We start from the raw sequence: 22,944 nt of genomic DNA, 5'->3' as shown, positions 1-22,944 counted from the left end.
TGAATGGAACCCTCATGGCGCCTAAAGCTACGGTCTTTAAAGCAGCACTTCAAATTGCTGATATGGATAGACATTACTATGCAGATCATCAATTAACGATTGCTCAGCACCCTTCAGAAACTGACAGTCGCATGATGGTGCGAATTCTAGCTTTTATCATGAATGCTTCAGACTCTTTGCAATTCAGTAAAGGCCTTTGCGTAGATGACGAACCTGAGCTGTGGGAAAAAAGTTTATCTGATGAAATCAATCTTTGGATTGAATTCGGTCAAGCCGATGAAAAATGGCTTCGTAAAGCCTGTGGGCGCTCTAAGCAGGTTCAGTTAATTACTTATGCTGGTCGCAGTGTGCCGATTTGGTGGCAACAAAATGAGCAAGCTTTACAGCGATATAAGAACTTATCAGTATTCAATATCGATGAAGACAGCGTTAAAGCAATGGAAGTATTTGTCGCTCGCAATATGAAAATTCAAGTGAGTATCAGCGACGGGGAAATTTGGTTGTCTGATGACACTAATAGCTTAATGATCCAGCCAGAGCGTTTAAAGTAACAGCGCTAAAAAAGTAGACTATAATTTAACCGTTAACTTGTCTTTGTTACACAGACGCGTACTGTTTCTAAATTGGGTTTACACCAGCTTTTGTGGTGTCAGTGTTTAAACAGCATATCGACTTTAATAATATGCTTCAGAACTATATGCATTTGGCCGCCATAACTATCTTCTAAAGATACTGATTGAAACATCTAACAATAGACTCGATAACAAATTGGATTTTGTATTAGTTCAGTCTATGAAGGATGTGACAATGAAGACGCTATCATTACGAGCTGTTGAAAAAATAGATCTACTCGCTCGGCCGGAAGTGGCCGAGCATATTAATTTATTCTCTGCCGCCTCTGCTGTTTTTACCGATTTTAAAACCCTCAAACCTTTAGTCATTAAATTAAACACTGCAGCTGTAGATGTGGAACATTTGATGAAGCAATCCCATGTCAGGCTTAAAATAGTGATTGATGAAAAAGGTCACTTTATGGGGTTAGTCAGCTTACAAATGCTGCATAGTCAAGAAATGCAAAAGCATGTTGCACAAGGCTTTCCAAGAGAACAGTTATTGTTATCTGATTTTATGTTGCCAAAAGATGCGTTAAAGGCGATTGATTATCAGGAACTTTCTAAAGCTCGTATTAGCGATGTGATTGATACTTTGAAACATTCTCAGCATCAACATTGTTTAGTTGTCGACGAACAGTTAGGTGTTATTAGAGGGCTTATTTCAGCTAATGATATTGTCCGTAAACTCAAGTTACCTGTGGATGTGAACTTAAATCCGAGTTTTATGGAAATCGCAGACAGTATTGAAAAGGTGAAAGTGGCCAGCTAACGTATTTATTGTATAGGCTAAAGTGATGTCAATAACGTGTTGTTTTTCATATAAGTAATCATTAATGTGTAATAAAGTTTATTACATGGAGTGAATATGCAAATTAGAAAAGCAACGATGGCAGATGCCAAAGATGCATTTGAGATCCGCAATCTTGCTATTTTATCCCAATGTAAAGGGCATTATAGCGCTGACGTATTACTTAAATGGACCGAGGGTGATGTACCTGAAGCGTTTATTCATGACTTTGCCAAACACGGTTTTGTGACTGAAATAGCTGATAAAGTTGTTGGTGTTGGCATGATAGATCTTAACAGCGGAATGGTGGACGCTATGTTTGTTCGTCCTGAGTCCTTTGGTCAAGGTTTAGGTAGAAAAATGCTCGAACATCTAGAAGCACAGGCTAAGCAGGCTAAATGTAAAAAGCTGATGTTAGATGCATCGTTAAATGCGGCTAATTTTTACCGTGTTTGTGGTTTTGAAGGTAGTAAACAAGCTATCTTTCATTCTCCAAGAGGCATTGAACTAGCCTGTATCCCAATGGTGAAAAAGTTGTAAGTTATCTCATAATCTAAAGCCATTAATAGATTTGCTAGTCGTTACTGTATTAAAAAAGCCTCATTTGTTTTAGACAAGTGAGGCTTTTTTGATGCTATTTAAAAGTGCAAATAGTAAATATTAGTTAGCGCTTTGCTTTAAATGAGCCTGTAACATTTCAAGTCCGCCACCATTATAAGTTTGTGTAAAGCCAGCTTTAACTAGATCACCATTGGCAATGCCACTGCGTCTACCACTGCGGCAATACAGTACGATAGCGGTGTCTTTTGATAAACCTTGCTTAGTTAAGTGTGTTAACACCAATTCGAAAGGGATATTGACCGCTCCTTCCAAATGGCCTGCAGCAAACTCTTGCTCTGTGCGCACATCAAGTACTAATGCACCGGCATTAATTTTATCCCATGCCACACTAGGGCTCATACCTTGAGCGTTTGCATTGACTGCAAACATCAATGAGACGCTACATAAAATCAGTAATATGGCTCTTTGAAAAAAGCTTAATTTATCTTGTTGCACAATTAATCCTTCATTCTTTTTGTAAGTTAGCTAATTCGGCTGCAGGTTTTGCACCTAGCTTTTTAAATACCATCGCAGCAGGGCAGAAACCTGTAAAAGCACTTTGTAATAGATTAGCGCCAACAAAAACAGTTAGCCAGACAAAATTATGGTTCACCCACATGGTTAATGCCAATGACAGTAACACCATAAATCCTGCGAAAGCCATAATGATTCGTTCTAAAGACATACTTCTTCTCCTTAAGTGGGTTGTCGATTTTTCATAACACTAAAATACAAAATGGGAATAACAATCAAAGTAAGAATGCTCGATATAAAAATACCGAAAATTAAACTGATTGCTAAGCCATTGAAGATTGGGTCATCAATAATAAATAGCGCACCGATCATCGCTGCAAATGCGGTTAACATGATGGGCTTAGCGCGCACGGCACCAGATTGAATCACCGCTTGTTCAAGTGGCATGCCTTTGGCGGTCTCTAGCTTAATAAAGTCCACTAACAGGATTGAGTTACGGACAATAATGCCAGCTAGTGCAATCATGCCTATCATCGACGGTGCGGTGAAATGGGCTCCCAACAAAGCATGACCTGGCATAACGCCTATGATGGTTAATGGAATAGGAGCCATTATCACAAGAGGGACGAGATAAGACTTGAAATGGCCTACAACCAGCAAGTAAATAGCTATCATCCCGATGGCATATGCAATTCCCATATCTCTGAAGGTTTCATAGGTAATTTTCCATTCTCCATCCCATAAAATGGCGACTTCATCTAAACCGTCAGGTTGATGAATCAAATGCTGTTTTATTGGATAAGGGTTAACACCTGAGTCATTATCATCTTCAATGCCCGCAAACATGCTGAACATGCCATAAAGCGGACTATCAGTTGGTCCCGCCATATCTGCAACGACCATGATCATCGGCACCATATTCTTATGAATAATCGGTGTATTGATGTTGCCGTGATCTATTGTGACGACTTCACTTAAACTAATACTCACCCCAGTTGCATTGGTTAATCTTAATGCGAGTATTTGCTGCAAATTAAGCTTTGATTCTTCACTCGCTTGTAGGCGGATCGGCACGGGTAATTGATAGTCTTTATTGTGTAAATAACTCACATCACTGCCATTTATTGCTGTTGAGATCGTATCGACAATATCCGAGTAATGCAGTCCTAATAGCTGGGCTTTACTTCTATCGATATGTAAACGCCAATGAGCAGCGTTACTTGGCAGATAAATATCAACATCAACCACGTGTTCAGTTTGCTTAAATCGCTGCTCTAACGCATTTGCAGTTTGCTCACGCAGTTGTGTCGTTGGTGCATAAACTTCTGCCAATATCGGTGACCATACTGGTGGCCCAGGTGGCACTTCGACTATTTTTACATTTGCTTGGTAAGGCTTGGCAATTTCGTGCAGTTTAGCGCGAACTGAGGTAGCGATTTCGTGGCTGTCACGACTTCGCTCAGACTTATCCACCAAGTTAACTTGTATGTCACCTAACTCTTGGCTTTGTCGCATAAAGTAATGTCTAACTAGACCATTAAAGTTGATTGGGGCATGAGTGCCTGCGTAAAGTTGCAGGTGCTCAACTTCTTCAACACTCAGTAAGTAGTCACTTAAGTCCTTAAGAGCTCGCTGGGTTTGCTCTACAGGAGTTCCTTCAGGCATATCGACTAACACTTGAAACTCAGATTTATTATCAAATGGCAGCATTTTCAAAATAACAGCTTGTCCAACAGGCAGAGCAACTGCCATAGCAATTAATAATAAGATTCCGCCCGCTAAGCCTAAGCGAGCTAACCCTGCTTTTTCACCGATAAGAAAAGGACTCATTAGTTGGGTGAATAAGCGCTGTAACTTGCTATCACTATTTTCTGATTTAGTTTTTTCTGAGCTGATTTGCTGAGAGTTGGTTTGTTTAGAGTTACTGTGCTGAGCATTGCAGGGCTTATCATTGCTGTGTCTCAGCAGTTTCAAGCTCAGCCAAGGAGTAACAACAAATGCCACAACCAAAGAGATAAGCATCCCCATACTAGAATTAATAGGGATAGGGCTCATATAAGGCCCCATAAGGCCAGAAACGAATGCCATTGGCATAAGTGCTGCAATTACAGTAAACGTGGCTAGAATCGTCGGACCGCCAACCTCGTCAACAGCTAATGGGATCAGCTCTTTTATGTTTTTGTTGCCCATTGCCATATGACGATGGATATTTTCAACCACCACAATGGCATCATCAACCAATATGCCAATGGAAAATATGAGTGCAAATAGGGAGATTCGATTGAGGGTGAACCCCCATGCCCAAGATGCAAATAAGGTCATTGCTAGAGTGACAATTATGGCGATGCCTACCACTAAGGCTTCTCGCTTACCCATGGTGATTAATACCAGCAGCACAACAGCCATCGTGGCAAACATCAATTTTAATATAAGGGTATTGGCTTTATTTCCTGCGGTTTCACCGTAGTTTCTGGAAACTGTGACTTCGATATTATCTGGGATCAGCACATTATCGACTTTTGCTAAACGTGTCATGATCTGTTCGGTAATCTCAACGGCATTTTCGCCACTTTGTTTTCCGATAGCGAGCGTTACAGCTGGATAAGTCCCCGTTGCGTCAACATGCCATACATTGTTGGTGGCGATATCAGCTTTTAAGCTGATTTGAGCAATATCGGATAAATAGACAGGGCTAGCTTGAGATTGCTTATCAGCGTTACTCACTTTGACAATCAATTGACTTACATCATCAATGGTTTGCAAGAATTGACCAGTTTGAACTTTGATAACTTGGTTTTGTTGTACCAAATCACCGGGCATAGATATCTGATTATTATCGGTAAGGACTTGCTTTAAGTCTGAAAAACTTACCCCATAATGATTCATTTTTAACGGGTCTAGTCTGACGTTAACAGTAAGTTCTTGTCTGCCCATAGAGTAGATTTCACGGGTACCTTTAACGCGCTTAAACTCATTTTCAAGTTCAGTCGCGATAATGGTGAGATCTTCTGCATTCACCTGAGGATCTTTTGACCACAAGGTTAAGCCAACAATTGGAACATCATCAATGCCGCGAGGCTTAATTAAAGGCGTGCCAATTCCTGCAGCATTGTTAAATTTATCTTGGTTAGATTGCAGCTGATTATACAAATTAACGATGGCGTGATCACGAGGTACACCCACATCAAACACTGCAATAATTAATGCACCGTCATTCATCGAAAATGAATATAAAGTATCTATTCCTTTAAGTTCAGAAATGATTTTTTCGGCGGGTAAGGTGACTTGTCTAGACACTTCTTCAGGAGAAGCGCCAAGATAAGGAATATAAACATCAGCAAAGGTGACATCTATTTGTGGCTCTTCTTCTTTTGGGGTAATCACAGTGGCAAAAAGGCCCAGTAATAACGCCAATAATGCTAATAATGGGGTAATCGCACTCGATTGAAAGGCGTTAGCTATTTTACCTGAGATACCAAGAGATGTAGGTTCAGTCATGATGTTATTCGCCTGAAGTTGCAGTGTTTAACAGGTGACTTGCTGCGTTGCTAATTATTTTATCGCCTGCCATCAGGCCAGCCTCAACAACATATTGTTCATTATCTATTTTGCGTAACCTCACCTGAGTTTGCACCAGTTTGTCATTGTGTTGACGAAATACTGCGGTGTAATCGCCCCGTTGAAAAACGGCTTCACTTGGAATAATTATTTGCTCAACGGCAGCATCAGCAATGAATACCTTAACCCACTCACCCGGTGAAATAGCCAGATCTGTTTGCGGTAAGTTAATCCGAACTTGGTAACTTTGACTGGTGTTTTGCAAGAACACATAAGGATTAATTTTGGTCGAGTTTATGCGTAATCCTGATGCTAACTCCACTGAAATGATGGTATTTTCGTTAACTAACTGACGATAGCGCTGGGGAAGCTGAAAAATAGCGCGCATTTTGTCGGTTGAGTAACCTGCGTAAAGGGCTTGGCCAACATTGACAGTTTCACCTTGTTCAACAAAGCGCTCTGTAACTCGGCCACTAAAAGGCGCACTAACTGTGGTGTAATTTAACGTTTCTTTTGCTTGTATTAGTTTGGCATTGGCAGCAGTTACAGCTTGTAAGCTTGAGGCTGAGTTGGCTGTTGCTTCATCCATAGCACCTTTAGAAATCGCTCCTTTAGGAAACAATTCTTGATAGCGCTTAAATTGGGCTTGGGATTCAATATTTCTCGCTTGAGCTTGAGCTAACTCTGCCTCCGCAGTAGCTAGGCCTGCACCTTGCTCTTTACTGGTTATTTCCAACAATGCCGCACCTGCTGGCACGATATCGTTTACATCATAGTTAAGTTTTAGAATTCTTCCCGCTGTCTGCGCCGATACTGTGGCTGCTTTTATCGCCTCTATTTGACCATCAAATTGTAGGTAAGTAATGCGCTTTTCAGGAGTAACGGTGAACAGTTCATCCGCAGAAGCAAGATTACTAGACTCTTTACTTGTTTCTTTGCTTGAGTCCGCTGCAAAAATCAAAGATGAGTAACAACTCATTAGTACAATTGAGGTAAAAGTAAAAAGAGAAGCTCGAGTTAGCCACATAAATATATCCAACAATAAAAATGATCCATAAGAAAATTCTAATGGACTTTGTTGTTGAGTGCAATCTATTTATGAGAAAAATCTAATGGAGTGATATTTTGATATTTAAAGTGAGAATTAACCCACAAAAAAGCCGCCTGAATAAACAAAGGCGGCTTTCATTAATCAAATTAAACTATTGAATAGGATAATTTAGAAAGTATGGTTGTATTGAAGTGAGAAGTAGTTCGCGCCAGACTCAGTATAAGCACTTACTTGGCCAACTAGAGCACTATCCTCTAAAACGTGAACCTTTTCACCAGCAACTAGAGTGTAACCGAAGTCGATGCTTGATTTATTGCTCAAGTTATAAGTGAAACCTGCTGAATACCACATGCGATCCGAGTCAGGAATTGATAAAGAAGAAACTTCACCTACAACACCTTGGTCACTTGCAATACCAGCACGAACAGTCCAAGTTTCATTGATATCGTACGTACCACCTAAACTAAAGAACCAAGAATCTTTCCAGTTATAATGCTTGATGACATCACTTGCAGTGCCAAGGTCGCCATCTACAACACTGATGTTGTCAAATGAACTCCACTGGGTCCACTGGGCAGTGTAGTGAATTGCAAACTTTTCAGTTAGCTGATGAAAACCAGCAAGCTGTGCGATATCAGCAATTGGAATTTGGATTTCATCAAAGTTTTCAGCTGGTGTTAATGGGTTCGAATTGTAAGCTATGTCACCAGAAGCTTTCATTTCAGGGCTAAATCTGTAGCTTAAACCAATTCTGTGGTTTTCGTTAAACTCATAAGCTAAACCTACAATACCACCAACAGCCCAGCCGTCAGCTTCAACGTCAACTAAATTTAATGGAACCTCACCAACAACGGGTAAAGTGATATCGCCGTTACGAGTTAATGTTCCTGAACCATAAACAGCGTCAAGACCTAAGCCTAAGCTCAAAGAGTCATTAATACGGTATGACACGCTAGCGTTAAAGTTAACCGTAGTTACTTCAGTATTACCCAATAAATCAATTGGAGTATTGAAGTCATGATCACTATTTAGTGTTGAAAGGTCAGTACCTGTACCATAGTTTGAGAAGGCTGCAACACCGTACGCCCACTTATCGTTGATTGGGCTAATGTAGTAGAAGTTAGGAATGAATTTAGCTTCAGCAGCGTTATCCATACTTCCAATATGGTTGTCGCCGTACTGGACATCACTTACTTCAACTTGAACGTCTGCATATGAAGCACCTACAGAAAGTGTCTTCTCATCAAATAATGCCATTGCAGCAGGGTTACGTGATAATACTGACGCGTTATCAGCGATGATTGCATCACCAGCCATTGCACGGCCAATACCAGTTGCTGATTGGCTATTTAACTGAAAACCAGCAGCCATTGATTGTGTGCTAGCAAGCGTTACTGCTGCAGCTAGTAGAGTCTTGTTGAATTTAGTCATCGTTTTAATCTCATCGTTGTACGTCAGTTTATTAATTTGCTCAGTACTCATTCTTGCTTAGTACTGGGCTCCCCAATTAACACCAACTTAGTAATTGCGGGCATATTAGGTAACAGTTGTTACCTCTACAACTCCGACCAGTTGCTAGTCATTGTTAATATTAAGTTAATTTCTGCTTTTGGCATTTTTAGGTCAAACTGAGTAAATACTCTATAAACGCTGTACTGTAGGGCTGTTGAGAATTTTGTGTTGAAGGTTGAAATATTATAACGAAATATTAAGTAACAAGGAGGTAACAAGATTATTTTGTAAAAAGGAGTACAGTTGTACGCTGAGAGGTCCGATTACTGTTCTATAGCCAGTAATCGGACTGTTTAGAAATTAAAGCGAGGCTTTAAAGTTAGCGAATTGAGTCTTGATTGTCTCAGCAGGTGGAGATAATTTACTGACTACAACACCGACTATAGTTGCAAATAAGAACCCAGGTAGGATTTCATATAAATCGAATAAACCGCCAGAAAGCTGCTTCCAAACGACAACAGTTACAGCACCTACAATAATGGTTGCGATAGCACCATTGCGGCTATAGCCTTGCCAGAATAATGAAAGTAGTACCACTGGACCAAATGCTGCCCCGAAACCTGCCCAAGCATAACTCACCAAGTCGAGCACTTTACTGTCTGGGTTAAGTGCAATCACAATCGCGATAATCGCAATAGCAAGAACACCAAAGCGGCCAACTAACATTAACTCTTTGTCTTTAGCTTCAGGACGTAGCCACTTACGGTAAAAGTCTTCAGTGATCACACTTGAACAAACAAGAAGCTGAGAATCGATAGTACTCATAATCGCAGATAAAATTGCCGCAATTAAGATACCGCCTATCCATGGGTTGAACGCAACTTGTGCTAAGTGAATAAATACTGTTTCTGAGTTCGCTAAAGGTGCATCTGCAAAGTAAATAGTGCCAGCAATACCAGTGGCGAGAGCACCGATTAATGCAACTAGCATCCAGCTCATCGCGATACGACGAGACAATGGAATATCATCAGGGCTTCCTATTGCCATAAAGCGAGAAAGAATATGTGGCTGACCAAAGTAACCTAAACCCCAAGCAAGCAAAGAGACCAAGCCGATAGTGGTCATATTACTATGTAGTAATGACAGCATTTTCGGGTCAAGTGTTTCTAATGCTACTTGCGTATCAGGTTTACTGAAAATAGCGATTGGCACGATTAATAGTGCTAATAGCATTAAGCAACCTTGGAAGAAGTCGGTCCAACTTACTGCGAAAAAACCACCTACAAAGGTGTAAGCCACAATAATCACTGAGCCTATCATTAGGGCAACTGTGTAATCTAAACCAAAGATTTGTTCAAATAGAATTGCGCCGCCAACCATACCTGAAGAGGTGTAGAAGGTGAAAAAGACTAAAATAGTAATTGCAGAAACGAGTTTTAAAAAACCTTGCTTGTCTTCAAAACGTTTTTCAAAAAAGTCGGGGAGGGTAAGGGCGTTGTCTGCCGCTTGGGTGTATATACGTAGACGTCTTGCAACAAATAACCAGTTTAGCCATGCGCCGAATACTAAACCAAAGCCAATCCATGCCTCGCCTAAACCACCTAAATAAACTGCACCCGGTAAACCGAGTAATAACCAACCTGACATATCTGATGCGCCGACACTTAACGCTGTCACGGCAGGGCCCATTTTGCGGCCGCCTAGAATGTAATCATCTACTGTGTCTGTTTTGCGGTAGGCCCAATAGCCTATGCCCATCATAAGGGCGAGATAACCAATGAATGTAATTAGAATTGGAGCTTCAATTGCCATGCTACTTCCGTATTGTTCTCTTTATTGTGCGGCATATGCTAACAGATGTTTGACATAGTGCACAATTTTGAAAGGAAGTATGAAGAGTTATTGACCAGCCAATGAAATTTCATTAGCTGGTTTGTATGTCAGATGTTTGAAATTTAGATAAAAGTTTGCTCAATTTCGTTTCTTACAAGCTGAAGGTCTGCATCTTGTTCACCTACAAGTAACATGAAGGTGTCTGCGGTTTGAAAACCTAAACCTTGATAGTTCTGATCTGCGAACGATTCTTCAATCACCATTCTATTTTCTGCAGGAATAATAAATAAGGTGACTTTGCCTTGCTCGCCTTCCATCACTAGGTGCAAACTTTTCACGCCTTGGAAATCACAGTATGAAGTGTAAAACACTTTTCCAGGCTGCTGGATGAACTTGGCATTTTCTAATCCACCAATACCAGCGAGCTTAAAGTTAACATCTTCAAAGCCAACGTTTTGATCCACGTTCATGGCTTTTGGTTCATGGTAAACATGGGTAAGGGCATGTTCAGCTAAATCTACAGGCGTAAAGCGCAGCATGCTGAAACTTAATCCAATCACTAAAGCAACAGATGCCGCCATCGCCATTAAATAACGAGTGTGCTTCTGCTGTTGATGTTTGCTAAGTTGCTGTCTGAGAATGAGCTTTTCAGCTAAATCATCAGGCACATCAATATTAAGTGCGTTAGTCAGTTTACTGTCCAATGCTTTTAACTCGTTAACGAGTTTTGCATCAGTTTCAGACGCTGCAATCTGTGCCAAGAAATCTTCGTCTTGGCTATTTGGGTCACCATAGGCATGGCGACGAAATTTTAGATCATCCATTTGATTGACCTCTAACTTCGGGAGACTCTAAAGCGTCTTTTAATTGATTACGGGCGCGAAATAATCGCGTCATGACGGTATTTCTGTTTAGCTCTAACAAATCAGCGATTTCTTCACCGCTAAATCCACCAATAAGTTGTAATAAAAGTGGCTCACGATATTCAACTTCTAATTGGCCAATCTGTTTACGTAGCCAATATTGCTCAGTTTGTTCTTCGGTGGTGGAAGACTTTTCATCTTCAAGCAATTCTTGCTCTACATCACTATAGTCAAACTGTTTACGCTCAAATCGGCGCGCATTCTCACGACGTAAAATGGTAATTAGCCAGGCTTTAGCGGCTTTATCATCTTTTAACGAGTCTAAAGCGCGCCAAGCGCGTAGAAAGGTTTCTTGAGTGACGTCTTCTGCCACATGTTTATCGCCGATTAACCAATAGGCATATCGAAAGATATCAGTGTGAAGTGCCCTGACGAGGCTGTCGTATCGTCGCTGTTTATTTAGCATGTCAGATAAGACCGTGGGTTCGGACTTTTTATTTCGCAAGCTATCGAACATTTTATGACTTATTGTTAAATATTATGTTCGATAGCTTAAAAGGTTAGCTGTGAATAGCAAGCATAATTACGCTTAAGGATTCAATGAGCTAAGTGGTGATGTGGTATTTTGTTGTTGATTTACTTGCGTTTGTTTAATTGCACTTAACAACATATTCTTATCAATGCTTGACGATGATTTGCTGTATTTTGCTTGTTGTAACTGATGAATCGCTTTCGATAAAGCATCGGATAAATATGCGATATCAGACAAGGTCATTGGTTTTGCAAGCCTTGCACTATAAAGCTGTTGCAGCAAAGAAATCACCAAAGTGACGTCATTGTTATCACAGGCTTTAGCTATTTCATCAATACTAGCGGGTGATTTTACTGTTGTATTTGAAGTTGGCGCCACAGATATGTGAGCTTGTTTTTTACTTCGGGCGTTAATCCATAATGCCAAGGTAATTAACCATAACGTTGCAAACAATAACGTTAGCCAAGGCCAAATACCTGATTGTTGATTGTTTGCTTGAGTTGGCTCTGCGATGGCAACGGGCGTAGATGCAACTGTGCCAGTAATGGTGACAGTTCTTGCTGGAATTGTGGCATATTGCTGCTGACGTAAATGGGTGTTCCACCAAGGGATAGTGATTTCAGGCAAAGTGAATGTCCCCGGTTTAGTGGGCACAATTGCGCTGGTTAAACTGTATTGAGCAATGACTTGGTTATCACGTACTACAGTTTGTCTAATTGGCTTTTCAGGATAAGATTTTAATCCGTCTGGCATGGTCAGTTTTATGTCTGGCAAACTGTTGCTGTCAGCATTTGATGCGACGATATTAATTGTGCGAGTAATCGGAGTGCCAATCTCAAATTCATTACCTTGATCTTCCGGCCATACCTCTTTAGCAATTAATAAGTCACTTGCTAGCCATTCACCTTGGTAAACATCAGGAATCGACATAATCGTCATTTGAGTGTCTTCTGCTCTTGCTTGCATTGGTCTGCTTTCATTAAAACCAAACATGCCGCCTCGTCTTGGCGCTTCAACAAGAATATCACCAGAAAACCCCGCGCCTTTTATTGCTAAAGTACCAGCAGTATCCGCAATAATTGAGTAGGTTCTTTCAATAACTCTAAAACGGCGGCCATCGACCACTTCAACCGAATCTTTGTCTTCCCCGATTTGTTTTATCTCTGTACCTGCAATTTCAGGTGCGCTAATGACGCCACGTTGCAACTCGGCAGCTAAAAATAGCTTCACTTTATAAGTAATAAGCTGGCCAACATAAGCTTCGTTGGTGCTCAATTCACCTTCTACAAACAAATTACGCATTTGCTGAGGCTGACTGCCCGCTTTTGCAACGGTTAAGTTAATAAGATTAGATTTTATACCTTCCATAGTAAACGATGGAATCGTCACTGTGCCGGCGTTTTTGGCTGATAATAATACTTGCCATCGGGTTTCTTTGGTGGCGTCAAAGTTAACGATTTGAGTACTTCTGCCGACGCTGGTACGACCGACAACAAAATCTTTTAATAAAATTGAAGTGTCTAATGAGCCTGCATTGAGATCGGCATCGGCAGTCACGTTTAATACAAAGTATTCACCTTGCATCACTGGGTTCCTGTCAACAGTCGCTTGGATTTGACTGACTGCGAAAGCTTGCCCTGTAAAAAGAATTGCAAGAAGGGCGATAACGACTCTATTTACCACTGTTGTTTGTCCTTAGGAAGTTGGCCACTTTGGCGACGCTTTTGATATTCCAATTGCATTTTGTTTCTTATTAGCACTTGTGGATCTTCGCTTACGGCGCGAAGAGCACGTTCTAAGTCTGCTGGTAATGGCTCTTCTGCTAGCTGTGATGAAGCAACAGCTTGAGATGATTCAGACTGCTTATCTGACTCTTCCATTTGTGCTTTTTCCGCTGCCTTAGCTTGAGCTTGTTGTTCTGCAGATTGATCTTGCTCTGGCTCAAACGCTGATTCTGGTTCATTCTCAGGTTGAGCTTGCATTTCAGCTTCGTTTCCAGATTGTTTATCTTCATCAGACTCACTTTGAGAAGGATCAGGTTGGGCTTGATTCTGCTCACTACCTTGCTCATTTTCTTGGTCTGACTGATTCTGTTCAGCGTCACTCTTTTCTGATTCACTTTTGTCAGAGCTGTCTTGAGGATTTTGTTGTGACTGTTCCTGTGGCTGCTCTTGAGACTGCTGCTGAGAAGAGTCCTGTGACTGGTCGCCAGATTGGTTATCACCTTTTTCATTTTGACCTGATTCACCCTCGTTTGAATCATTTTGGTCAGATTGGTTTTGGTCCGAACCGTCACCCGATTGTTGTTCTTGCTGTTGTTTCATTTGCTCAGCAAGTTCAAGGTTTTTTTGAGCTTGAGGGAATTCAGCTTGTTGTTTCAATGCTTGTTGGTAACGACTAATTGCTTCATCGAGCTTATTTAATTGCATCAAACTATTGGCTTGATTATATAAACCGTTAGCGGAGCTATCTTGCTCAAATCCAGCTAATGCATTTTCATAATCGCCAGCTTTATATTGGGCACTGGCTTGCCAAAGAGGCTGGTCAAATTGCTCAGCTGCATTGGCGAAATCTTCACTTGTTTGAGCTTGATTAAAGGTTTCGCTAGCTTGTTGATCTTGGGTTTTCCATAAATCATCCCACGTATTCGCCATCGCAGGATTGGGTTGAAATATAAGCCCAAGGGTTAGGGCGGTAAACACCGGCACTAAAGTAAACCTAAAGCTGAGTAACACTGGGATAATCAGTAGCATGGCAATATATGGACCTAAATCTTGCCAGCTTTCACCTTCAAGTTCAGTTGCTTTAGCGTCGCCGTCATTGGCCAGCCAATTTTCAAGTCGACTTAAGGAGCTACCATCTGCAGTCGCTGGGATCATGAGTCCGCCCGTTGGGCTGACTAATTGTTCAAGTAACTTAAAATCTGTTTTATCAATTACTATTTCGCCACGGTTATCACGTAGTAGTTGTCCATCAGGTAATTGAATTGCAGCGCCTTGGCTGGTGCCAAACGCCATCACTGAAACTCGATAGCGACTGCCATCAAGTACTTTGGTTGCATCACTGTATTGCTGTGGATTAACGCCATCAGTCATGACAATAATATCACCAGTGATGTGACCACCTTGAGTAAGTAACTGCTGTGCAAGTTCAATGGCGGCGGATAAATCTGAGCCCCTAACTGGCATAATATCTGGTGTGAGTGTTGGTAATAAATTAAGTAAAGTAGACTTATCTCGGGTCAAAGGGCTTATGGTAAAAGCATCTCCTGCAAAGGCGATTAAGCCTGTTTCACCTTCAGATAAATTGGTTAAAAAGTCTGTGGCTCTATATTTTGCTTGGGACAAACGGTTAGGTTTTTGATCCGTAGCATACATGGATAAGGACATATCCATTACCAGCACACGACCTTGCTCACTGCTGTAAACGGGTAAGCTTTGCTTATTAACCGCAGGCCCGGATATTGCAATAACTGCGATAACCCAACACAACATAAGTAACCACTTCGGCTGCTTTTTTACTTGGCTGGTTTCACTGATCAAGGTGTTAGCCAAATGCGGCGCAATATAACTTTGCCATGCAGAATTACTTTGTTGGCTTCGCCATAAGAATATTGCGATGGCAATTAATGGGATGAGCGCCAATAACCATTCTGGACGAATAAAATGTAAACTCATTATAGTCCTCCAGTTGGTTTGCTTGAGCCAGAACTAATATTCGACTTAAGAGTTGCCTGTTTGTTGACAGCAAGATTTAGCTTATTGGCGAATTGACCTCTTAGACTGATAAACACGCTTACGAGTAAAGCTAACAATAATGGCCAATAAAATAGCTCACTTTTGGGGCGGTAAGTCAGCTGATCTCGGCTAACAGGTTCAAGTTCGTCAATCTTTTGATAAATCTGAGCTAACTCTTCACTGTTTCGAGCTCTAAAGTAATGACCGTTAGTCATGTCGGCAAGACTTTGCAATTGATCTTCATCTAAATCTAGCGAAGGGTTTACGCGCTCAGTGCCAAATATACTGCGACGCTCCATGACTTCTGCACCGACGCCGACGGTATAAATGGTGACATTACGCTCAGCGGCAATTCTCGCAGCCACTTCAGGCTCAATATTACCGGCGTTATTTGAGCCATCGGTCAGTAATATCAATACACGGTTACTGTCATTGACCATGTCAAAACGTCTTACCGCTAAGGCAATGGACTCACCAATGGCAGTTTGTTTACCCACAAGGCCGATTTCACTGTCGGCAAGAAACTTAGCCACAGAGCGTCTGTCTTGAGTTAACGGCGCTTGAAGATAAGCGTGATCAGCAAATAAAATAAGTCCGAGTCTGTCGCCGTTTCGTCTTTCGATGAAATCACCGATAACATGTTTTATAAGGGTGAGCCTATCGACGGTTTTACCCTCAACGACCATGTCTTCTATTTGCATGCTGCCTGATAAATCTACGGCTAACATAACATCTCGTCCTTCAGAAGGTAGCTCTATTGGCTCACCTAACCATTGAGGACGAATTAAGGCGCACAGAAGGCACAACCACATCAACCAATAGGCTTTACGGCTTGGTTTATGTTGGCTGACAGTAACTTGTTGCTCTGTTTCGCCAATACCGGGTAATTGCAGATGACCACCTGTGTTTTTTGCTACCTGTTTTTGTTTGAGTAAAAAAGGTAACGGCAATAACAAGAGTAACCATGGCCAAGTTATTGAGAACATGTTGCCTCCGATTGCTGGCTTGTCGGAGTGCTTTGCGCTTGTATTGGCACTTTATTAAGCGCAATCAAATGACCTGATTTGTTGAGCCATTTTTCAGTTAAATTTTTGAGTTGCATACAATCTTGCTTTGATAATCCATCTTTTTGGTAACGCTTTTTCAGTAGCTCGCTCATTTGATTCGCATCTTGCGCTGATAATCTAATGGCTAACCATGAATACCAAATATCACCATCTAATTTGGCAAAATCTTCACGGGGGAAATAGCTCATTGCTGTTCTTTTTAATAAAGTATTAATGTCAGTTGCGTACTGAGGTGTTGATACGTCAAGCAATTCAAGTTCAGCCAATGCAACTTTTTTAGGCGCATTATAGCGGCGGTTTTTCTTAAGTTTTGTGACTGCAAAAATAATGACTGCAATAATAACTATGGCGAGTATCCAAAACCCAGGCGCGATGGGTAACTGGCTAATTTGCTCTGGAAGCACAATATCTTCCAGTTGTGATAATGCTGGGTTAGCTTGCGCAGTATTCATTTAGCGTAATACTTCCAATTGTTCGCTGAGGCTTTTGCCTGCATCAATAAAACGAGTTGGGACTTTTATCATTTTCATCAGTTCGATAAATTGCTGCTGACTTGCGAGTTGACCACTTAGCCAAGCATCGTAACTGTTTCGAGTTAATGTCAGTTGCTGTTTTCCGTCTCTTACTGGTAATGCAAAACGTTTAGGCAATGATAGTGTGCCTTGCCTTAGCGGATCGCTAATGACAAAAGCACCTACATCACAATGACGTTTAAGTTCGGTTAATGCGGCTAAGCATTCTTGGGTAAAGTGCTGTCCGTCGGTAATAATCCACACCAATGAACCAGGCTTTGCAATACGTTGCAAGCGCTGACATGCCCGTAAAATATGTTGTGGATCCTGTGGCAGTTCATCAAAGTGATTTAGTTGATTTTCATGCATTTTGATAAGTGCAGATGTTAACTGCAATATACCTTGGCGACGGCTGCGCGGTTTGAGTTCAAGGTGCTCAGTTTCACTGGCAATAAACGCCCCGAGGCGATCGCCGTGATTAATCGCATTCCAGCCAAGGGTTGCGGCAACATGAGCTGCTTGAACTGATTGAAGCAATAAACGTGAACCAAAAAACAAACTGTGACTGAAATCAACGAACAGAATAATGGGTCGTTCCCGCTCTTCAACAAATAACTTTGTATGAGCTTTACCAGTTCGAGCTGTGACGCGCCAATCTATGGTTCTGACATCGTCGCCGTTTTGATAATGACGCACCTCAGCAAACTCCATCCCGCGGCCCTTAATTAGGCTACTTCGATGTCCAGCTTGGCTTGCTTTTGCTCGGCTGCGTTTATCTGGCATCGCGCGAGCGGTGCTTTGGCAGCTAATGAGTTCTTGCTCATTTAGATTCACGCCATTACTAAATAATGGCAATGAACCCTCAAGCGTTTGTTCAACGGGCATAGTGCAATGGTTCCAATTTTAAGGCGCTAACTATAAGGGAGTTAGCCTTTGCAATGTTCAAGTGTGACTAATTTAAGTGCGACTTAGTTTAAGAGTTACTTAACTTAAAAGTTACTTAATTTAAGAGTTACTTAATTTAAGAGTTACTTAGTTTCAGGTGACGGAGTCAAACTTAAGGTACCGCAACTTGGCTTAAAATGTGGTTAATAACATGATCAGCATTTATGCCTTCTGCTTGCGCTTGGTAACTCAGCAATAAACGGTGTCTGAGTACATTTGGCGCAACTGCTTGAATATCTTCTGGTGAAACAAAGTCACGTTCTTGCAGCCAAGCTCTTGCACGAGCACAACGCTCGAGTGAAATAGAAGCACGTGGGCTCACACCATATTCAAGCCACTTTGCAAGTTCTGGGCTGTAACGTTCAGGTTGTCGAGTTGCCATGATTATTTCGACAATATAGCTTTCAAGTGGTTCAGCTAAGTAAAGCTCCATTGCTTGTTCACGGGCTGCAAATACGTCTGACTGCGCGACAGGTTCAATTGTTGGTAGCTTTTTCGTCACGGCTTCATTTCGAGACTGACGTAAAATTTCGCGTTCGGTTTCTGCACTTGGGTAATCAAGATTTAAATGCATTAAGAAACGGTCTAATTGCGCTTCAGGTAGTGGATAGGTTCCTTCATTCTCAAGTGGGTTTTGTGTTGCCATCACTAAGAATAAATCAGGAAGAGGGTAACTATTTTTACCCACAGTCACTTGACCTTCAGCCATTGCTTCTAGCAGTGCAGATTGAACTTTAGCTGGGGCACGGTTAATTTCATCAGCCAAAATCAGGTTATGAAAGATTGGCCCCGCTTCAAATTCAAATGTAGCAGTTTGAGCGCGGTAGATGTCTGTACCGGTTAAATCGGCAGGCAATAAATCTGGGGTAAATTGAATTCGATGAAAATCACCTTCAACACCATCGCAAAGCGCTTTAACTGCACGCGTCTTTGCAAGGCCTGGAGGGCCTTCAACTAATAAATGGCCATCGGCAATGAGTGCGATGAGTAAGTTCTCTGTTAATACAGGTTGTCCCAAAATGACATTATCTAAATAAGCGCGTAAGGAATGAAATCGACTCAAAGGCATGATGATACTCAATTATTTGCTGAAATTTGTTCTAATTAAACCCATGTTAATGAATTTCATTAGCCTTTGGCTAGTATGATTAACAGATTTTCATTTTTATTTGTTAGTTCACAAACAAGATAGTCGCTAACTTGGTAACTAATGTCTGAATTATTATTAAATATGACATTTAAAAGTTAAAGCTCTAAATTTTAACTTTATGATTTTATAGAACTTAAATCTATGTTGATTGGTATTTTTGGGTTTATTTTGAGCTTATTTTCATACGGATGTTTAAAACTTGGTAATTAAAAGTTAGAATCAGATCACACTTTATGGTCAGACCAGATCTGTCTGACAAAAATGGATATTCACTGACAAGCCATTTGAAGGCTAAACAATTACAAGAGGGTGAAAAATGAGTGATAGACAACAAGTAACCAACGCCCGCGGGGAACGCATTGCAATCGTTGCGGGTTTACGTACCCCATTTGCAAAACAGGCGACCGCATTTCACGGCGTATCAGCATTAGATATGGGCAAAATGGTGGTTAATGAATTGCTATCACGCTCAGAACTAGACCCTAAAACTATCGAACAATTGGTTTATGGCCAAGTGGTACAAATGCCAGCGGCACCAAATATCGCTCGTGAAATTGTGCTTGGTACGGGCATGGATGTGTCGACAGATGCATACAGCGTAACGCGTGCATGTGCTACGAGTTTCCAGTCGGCAGTGAATGTGGCTGAATCAATTATGACTGGCAATGTCGAAATTGGTATTGCAGGTGGCGCGGATTCTTCTTCTGTATTACCGATTGGCGTTTCAAAAAAGCTCGCTCACGCACTGGTTGATTTAAATAAAGCCCGCACATTTAAACAAAAGTTTGCCATTGCACGTCGTCTAGGCCTTAAAGATTTAATGCCTGTACCGCCAGCGGTAGCAGAATATTCTACCGGTTTGTCTATGGGGCAAACCGCTGAGCAAATGGCTAAAACGTACTCTATTAGCCGTGCAGATCAAGATGCGCTGGCACATCGCTCTCATACACTTGCTACTGAAACTTGGAATACCGGCAACTTACGTGACGAAGTGATGACTGCTCACGTGCCTCCTTACAAACAGTTTATTGATCGTGATAACAACATCCGTGAAAACTCGGTACTAGAGTCGTACGCTAAATTGCGTCCAGCATTTGATCGTAAACATGGTTCTGTTACCGCTGCAAACAGCACACCGTTAACCGATGGCGCTTCAGCCATTATTTTAATGAGTGAGGGCAGAGCAAAAGCTTTAGGTTATCAGCCTATTGGTTACATTAAGAGTTATGCATTTACAGCAATCGATGTGTGGCAAGACATGTTAATGGGACCATCTTACGCTACACCGCTTGCATTAAAACGAGCAGGAATGGAGCTTGAAGATTTAACTCTTATCGAAATGCACGAAGCTTTTGCGGCGCAAACCTTGGCGAATATGCAGATGTTTGGCTCGAAAAAGTTTGCTGAAGAAAAGTTAGGTAGAAACCGTGCAATCGGTGAAATCGATATGAGTAAGTTTAATGTATTAGGTGGCTCGTTGGCTTATGGCCATCCATTTGCTGCTACTGGTACTCGATTAATTACTCAAGTGTGTCGTGAGCTTAAGCGACGTGGTGGTGGTACTGGTCTCGCTACAGCATGTGCTGCTGGTGGTCTTGGCGCAGCAATGATTGTAGAAGTGGAGTAATTAACATGGAAAAGACATTTAATTTATCTCGCCGTGAAGACGGTATCGCTATTCTGACTATGGATGTTCCTGGTGAAACCATGAACACCTTAAAAGCTGAATTTGGTCCAGAGATCAGTGAAATATTAGCTGAAATTAAGCATGACGCTAGCGTTAAAGGCTTAGTGGTTATTTCAGGAAAATCAGACTCATTTGTCGCAGGTGCTGACATCAGTATGCTTGACGCTTGTACCAGTGTATCGGCTGCTAAAGAACTTTCGCAACAAGGGCATGTGGTTTTTAATGAGTTAGAAAAATTATCGATCCCTGTTGTTGCAGCGATAAATGGCGCTTGTTTAGGTGGCGGTCTAGAACTGGCTTTAGCGTGTCATTTACGTGTATGTACTGATGATAAGAAAACCATTATGGGTGTACCTGAAGTGCAGCTTGGTTTGCTACCTGGTGGCGGTGGAACTCAGCGTCTACCTAGAAAAGTGGGTATTACTACCGCGCTAGATATGATGCTTACAGGTAAACAAATTCGCCCTAAACAAGCCTTGAAAATGGCATTAGTTGACGATGTTGTGCCTGAGTCTATTCTATTAGAAACCGCCATTGCGATGGCTAAAAAAGGTAAGTCAGCCGCTAAGGTCGTTAAAAAGAGTGCATTAAATAAAGTACTTGAGTCTACCAGCATGACTCGCGATATTATTTTTGACCAAGCAGCAAAACAAGTACTCAAAAAGACTCAAGGTAACTATCCTGCGCCGGCTAAAATCATCGACTGTGTTAAGCAGGGGATGAATAAAGGAATGATAAAAGGCTTGGAGGTGGAAGCCAGTCATTTTGCTGAATTAGTGATGTCACCAGAATCAGAATCACTGCGTAGTATTTTCTTTGCAACCACTGAAATGAAAAAAGAAACCGGTGCAGAAGGTGCAGAACCTCGAAAAGTGAATAAAGCGCTTGTGATTGGTGGTGGCTTAATGGGCGGCGGCATTGCGTCTGTGACGACTACGAAAGCCAAGATTCCAGCTCGTGTAAAAGACATTAATGAAAAAGGCCTGAGCAATGCATTAGCTTATGCATATAAGTTATTGGCTAAAGGCGTAAAACGTCGTCATATGACACCAGCTGTTAGAGATAACTTAATGGCGCTGATGACAACTACCACTGAGTACAAAGGCGTAAAAGATGCCGATATCGTCGTTGAGGCAGTATTTGAAGATTTAGCACTTAAACATCAGATGGTGAAAGATGTCGAACGTGAATGTCATGAAAATACAATTTTTGCCTCTAACACTTCATCTTTACCTATTGGCCAAATTGCAGAGGCTGCATCGCGCCCTGAAAATGTCATTGGTTTACATTACTTTTCGCCTGTCGAAAAAATGCCGTTAGTAGAGGTTATTGCCCACAAAACGACGTCACCTGAAACCATCGCAACTACGGTAGATTTTGCTCGTAAACAAGGTAAAACACCGATTGTTGTCCAAGACGGTGCTGGTTTTTATGTTAACCGAATCCTTGCGCCATACATGAATGAAGCTGCTCAAGTTTTATTGTCAGGTGAAAAGGTTGAGAGCCTAGATAAAGCATTGGTTAAGTTTGGTTTCCCAGTCGGCCCAATTACATTACTTGATGAGGTTGGCATTGATGTCGGTGCTAAGATTGCGCCAATTTTAACTCAAGAGTTAGGTGAACGTTTTAGAGCGCCAGACGCATTTGATAAGTTACTTGCTGACGACCGAAAGGGACGTAAAAACGGCAAAGGTTTTTATCAATATGGCAATAAGAAATCGAAAGCTAAACTCGTTGATGAGTCTGTATACCAAGTACTTGGTGTCAGTAATCAAACGACAGGTTCTGCCAGTGATATCGCTATGCGTTGTGTCGTGTTGATGCTAAATGAAGCTGTGCGTTGTCTCGATGAAGGGATTATTGCTAATCCTCGAGATGGAGACATTGGCGCAATATTCGGTATTGGTTTCCCGCCATTCTTAGGTGGCCCATTCCGATATATGGATTCAATGGGCATTTCAACTCTGGTGTCAAAATTACGACAATATCAACAGCAGCACGGCGATCGTTTTGAACCATGTGATAAATTAGTTCAAATGGCTGAAAGTGGTACTATGTTTTATTAGTCTTATTTCATACTTT

Annotated in this window: 19 protein-coding genes; 5 read left to right on the top strand and 14 right to left on the bottom strand. The window is 41.5% G+C overall.

The genetic code is table 11. The features are described from left to right. Positions 1 to 14: 14 nt before the first annotated feature. The 3 genes from AC0L4E_RS12340 (at position 15) to AC0L4E_RS12330 (ending at position 1,941) form a co-directional block, all read left to right on the top strand. Positions 15 to 551, top strand: coding sequence for a YaeQ family protein (locus tag AC0L4E_RS12340; RefSeq protein ID WP_473679426.1), 537 nt, complete (start codon positions 15 to 17; stop codon positions 549 to 551). Positions 552 to 807: 256 nt separating this feature from the next. Next, positions 808 to 1,383, top strand: a complete 576-nt coding sequence (locus tag AC0L4E_RS12335) for a CBS domain-containing protein (protein WP_220754777.1) — start codon at positions 808 to 810, stop codon at positions 1,381 to 1,383. Between the two features lie 96 nt (positions 1,384 to 1,479). Continuing rightward, complete coding sequence (locus tag AC0L4E_RS12330; protein WP_473679425.1) at positions 1,480 to 1,941, top strand: GNAT family N-acetyltransferase; 462 nt, start codon at positions 1,480 to 1,482, stop codon at positions 1,939 to 1,941. 120 nt (positions 1,942 to 2,061) lie between these two features. Here AC0L4E_RS12330 and AC0L4E_RS12325 read toward each other — a convergent pair whose 3' ends face one another. The 14 genes from AC0L4E_RS12325 to AC0L4E_RS12260 form a co-directional block, all read right to left on the bottom strand. Next, positions 2,062 to 2,391 (bottom strand): rhodanese-like domain-containing protein, encoded by a 330-nt coding sequence (locus tag AC0L4E_RS12325; RefSeq protein WP_473681638.1) that lies wholly within the window; start codon positions 2,389 to 2,391, stop codon positions 2,062 to 2,064. A gap of 76 nt (positions 2,392 to 2,467) precedes the next feature. Next, positions 2,468 to 2,686 carry a YgaP family membrane protein gene (locus AC0L4E_RS12320; protein ID WP_473679424.1) on the bottom strand — a complete coding sequence of 73 codons (219 nt, stop codon included), beginning with the start codon at positions 2,684 to 2,686 and terminating at the stop codon, positions 2,468 to 2,470. 11 nt (positions 2,687 to 2,697) lie between these two features. Continuing rightward, on the bottom strand, positions 2,698 to 5,973 hold the full coding sequence (locus AC0L4E_RS12315; RefSeq protein ID WP_473679423.1) for an efflux RND transporter permease subunit: 3,276 nt from the start codon (positions 5,971 to 5,973) through the stop codon (positions 2,698 to 2,700). Between the two features lie 4 nt (positions 5,974 to 5,977). Further along, positions 5,978 to 7,060 carry an efflux RND transporter periplasmic adaptor subunit gene (locus tag AC0L4E_RS12310; RefSeq protein ID WP_473679422.1) on the bottom strand — a complete coding sequence of 361 codons (1,083 nt, stop codon included), beginning with the start codon at positions 7,058 to 7,060 and terminating at the stop codon, positions 5,978 to 5,980. A gap of 192 nt (positions 7,061 to 7,252) precedes the next feature. Beyond that, positions 7,253 to 8,515, bottom strand: a complete 1,263-nt coding sequence (locus AC0L4E_RS12305) for an OmpP1/FadL family transporter (RefSeq protein ID WP_473681636.1) — start codon at positions 8,513 to 8,515, stop codon at positions 7,253 to 7,255. 381 nt (positions 8,516 to 8,896) lie between these two features. After that, entirely contained in the window at positions 8,897 to 10,348 is a 1,452-nt protein-coding gene (gene putP, locus AC0L4E_RS12300) for a sodium/proline symporter PutP (RefSeq protein ID WP_473679421.1), read from the bottom strand. Positions 10,349 to 10,491: 143 nt separating this feature from the next. Beyond that, a complete protein-coding gene (locus AC0L4E_RS12295) occupies positions 10,492 to 11,193 on the bottom strand; it encodes a DUF3379 domain-containing protein (RefSeq protein ID WP_473679420.1) in 702 nt (233 codons plus the stop codon). Continuing rightward, on the bottom strand, positions 11,186 to 11,749 hold the full coding sequence (locus AC0L4E_RS12290) for a sigma-70 family RNA polymerase sigma factor (RefSeq protein WP_220754765.1): 564 nt from the start codon (positions 11,747 to 11,749) through the stop codon (positions 11,186 to 11,188). The genes AC0L4E_RS12295 and AC0L4E_RS12290 overlap by 8 nt, the downstream gene beginning before the upstream one ends. Positions 11,750 to 11,821: 72 nt before the next feature. Further along, entirely contained in the window at positions 11,822 to 13,447 is a 1,626-nt protein-coding gene (locus AC0L4E_RS12285; protein ID WP_473679419.1) for a BatD family protein, read from the bottom strand. Then, positions 13,441 to 15,441, bottom strand: a complete 2,001-nt coding sequence (locus tag AC0L4E_RS12280; RefSeq protein WP_473679418.1) for a vWA domain-containing protein — start codon at positions 15,439 to 15,441, stop codon at positions 13,441 to 13,443. The genes AC0L4E_RS12285 and AC0L4E_RS12280 overlap by 7 nt, the downstream gene beginning before the upstream one ends. After that, positions 15,441 to 16,487, bottom strand: a complete 1,047-nt coding sequence (locus tag AC0L4E_RS12275) for a vWA domain-containing protein (RefSeq protein ID WP_473679417.1) — start codon at positions 16,485 to 16,487, stop codon at positions 15,441 to 15,443. The genes AC0L4E_RS12280 and AC0L4E_RS12275 overlap by 1 nt, the downstream gene beginning before the upstream one ends. After that, positions 16,475 to 17,020: a DUF4381 domain-containing protein gene (locus AC0L4E_RS12270; protein WP_473679416.1), complete on the bottom strand. Its 546-nt coding sequence runs from the start codon at positions 17,018 to 17,020 to the stop codon at positions 16,475 to 16,477. The genes AC0L4E_RS12275 and AC0L4E_RS12270 overlap by 13 nt, the downstream gene beginning before the upstream one ends. Then, entirely contained in the window at positions 17,021 to 17,965 is a 945-nt protein-coding gene (locus tag AC0L4E_RS12265; protein WP_473679415.1) for a DUF58 domain-containing protein, read from the bottom strand. Positions 17,966 to 18,137: 172 nt separating this feature from the next. Next, a complete protein-coding gene (locus AC0L4E_RS12260; protein ID WP_473679414.1) occupies positions 18,138 to 19,094 on the bottom strand; it encodes an AAA family ATPase in 957 nt (318 codons plus the stop codon). Positions 19,095 to 19,491: 397 nt separating this feature from the next. Between AC0L4E_RS12260 and fadI the strand changes: the two genes are divergently transcribed. Both fadI and fadJ read left to right on the top strand, forming a co-directional pair. Next, positions 19,492 to 20,802: an acetyl-CoA C-acyltransferase FadI gene (fadI, locus tag AC0L4E_RS12255; protein WP_299574271.1), complete on the top strand. Its 1,311-nt coding sequence runs from the start codon at positions 19,492 to 19,494 to the stop codon at positions 20,800 to 20,802. A 5-nt stretch (positions 20,803 to 20,807) separates the two neighbouring features. After that, on the top strand, positions 20,808 to 22,928 hold the full coding sequence (gene fadJ, locus AC0L4E_RS12250; protein WP_473679413.1) for a fatty acid oxidation complex subunit alpha FadJ: 2,121 nt from the start codon (positions 20,808 to 20,810) through the stop codon (positions 22,926 to 22,928). The last annotated feature ends 16 nt before the right edge of the window (positions 22,929 to 22,944 follow it).

Source organism: Shewanella sp. GJ50-10 (genome assembly GCF_055808815.1).
The sequence above is the reverse complement of the archived record's forward strand: the minus strand, read 5'-3'. Positions and strand labels throughout refer to the sequence as shown.

Bases quoted from the DNA above. Each gene is read 5' to 3' on its own strand.
- AC0L4E_RS12265 (WP_473679415.1), bottom strand. From the start codon at position 17,965: ATGCCCGTTGAACAAACGCTTGAGGGTTCATTGCCATTATTTAGTAAT.
- AC0L4E_RS12315 (WP_473679423.1), bottom strand. From the start codon at position 5,973: ATGACTGAACCTACATCTCTTGGTATCTCAGGTAAAATAGCTAACGCC.
- AC0L4E_RS12330 (WP_473679425.1), top strand. From the start codon at position 1,480: ATGCAAATTAGAAAAGCAACGATGGCAGATGCCAAAGATGCATTTGAG.
- AC0L4E_RS12325 (WP_473681638.1), bottom strand. From the start codon at position 2,391: ATGTTTGCAGTCAATGCAAACGCTCAAGGTATGAGCCCTAGTGTGGCA.
- AC0L4E_RS12340 (WP_473679426.1), top strand. From the start codon at position 15: ATGGCGCCTAAAGCTACGGTCTTTAAAGCAGCACTTCAAATTGCTGAT.
- AC0L4E_RS12295 (WP_473679420.1), bottom strand. From the start codon at position 11,193: ATGGATGATCTAAAATTTCGTCGCCATGCCTATGGTGACCCAAATAGC.
- AC0L4E_RS12320 (WP_473679424.1), bottom strand. From the start codon at position 2,686: ATGTCTTTAGAACGAATCATTATGGCTTTCGCAGGATTTATGGTGTTA.
- AC0L4E_RS12290 (WP_220754765.1), bottom strand. From the start codon at position 11,749: ATGTTCGATAGCTTGCGAAATAAAAAGTCCGAACCCACGGTCTTATCT.
- AC0L4E_RS12305 (WP_473681636.1), bottom strand. From the start codon at position 8,515: ATGACTAAATTCAACAAGACTCTACTAGCTGCAGCAGTAACGCTTGCT.
- fadI (WP_299574271.1), top strand. From the start codon at position 19,492: ATGAGTGATAGACAACAAGTAACCAACGCCCGCGGGGAACGCATTGCA.
- AC0L4E_RS12280 (WP_473679418.1), bottom strand. From the start codon at position 15,441: ATGAGTTTACATTTTATTCGTCCAGAATGGTTATTGGCGCTCATCCCA.
- AC0L4E_RS12275 (WP_473679417.1), bottom strand. From the start codon at position 16,487: ATGTTCTCAATAACTTGGCCATGGTTACTCTTGTTATTGCCGTTACCT.
- AC0L4E_RS12270 (WP_473679416.1), bottom strand. From the start codon at position 17,020: ATGAATACTGCGCAAGCTAACCCAGCATTATCACAACTGGAAGATATT.
- AC0L4E_RS12260 (WP_473679414.1), bottom strand. From the start codon at position 19,094: ATGCCTTTGAGTCGATTTCATTCCTTACGCGCTTATTTAGATAATGTC.
- fadJ (WP_473679413.1), top strand. From the start codon at position 20,808: ATGGAAAAGACATTTAATTTATCTCGCCGTGAAGACGGTATCGCTATT.
- AC0L4E_RS12310 (WP_473679422.1), bottom strand. From the start codon at position 7,060: ATGTGGCTAACTCGAGCTTCTCTTTTTACTTTTACCTCAATTGTACTA.
- putP (WP_473679421.1), bottom strand. From the start codon at position 10,348: ATGGCAATTGAAGCTCCAATTCTAATTACATTCATTGGTTATCTCGCC.
- AC0L4E_RS12335 (WP_220754777.1), top strand. From the start codon at position 808: ATGAAGACGCTATCATTACGAGCTGTTGAAAAAATAGATCTACTCGCT.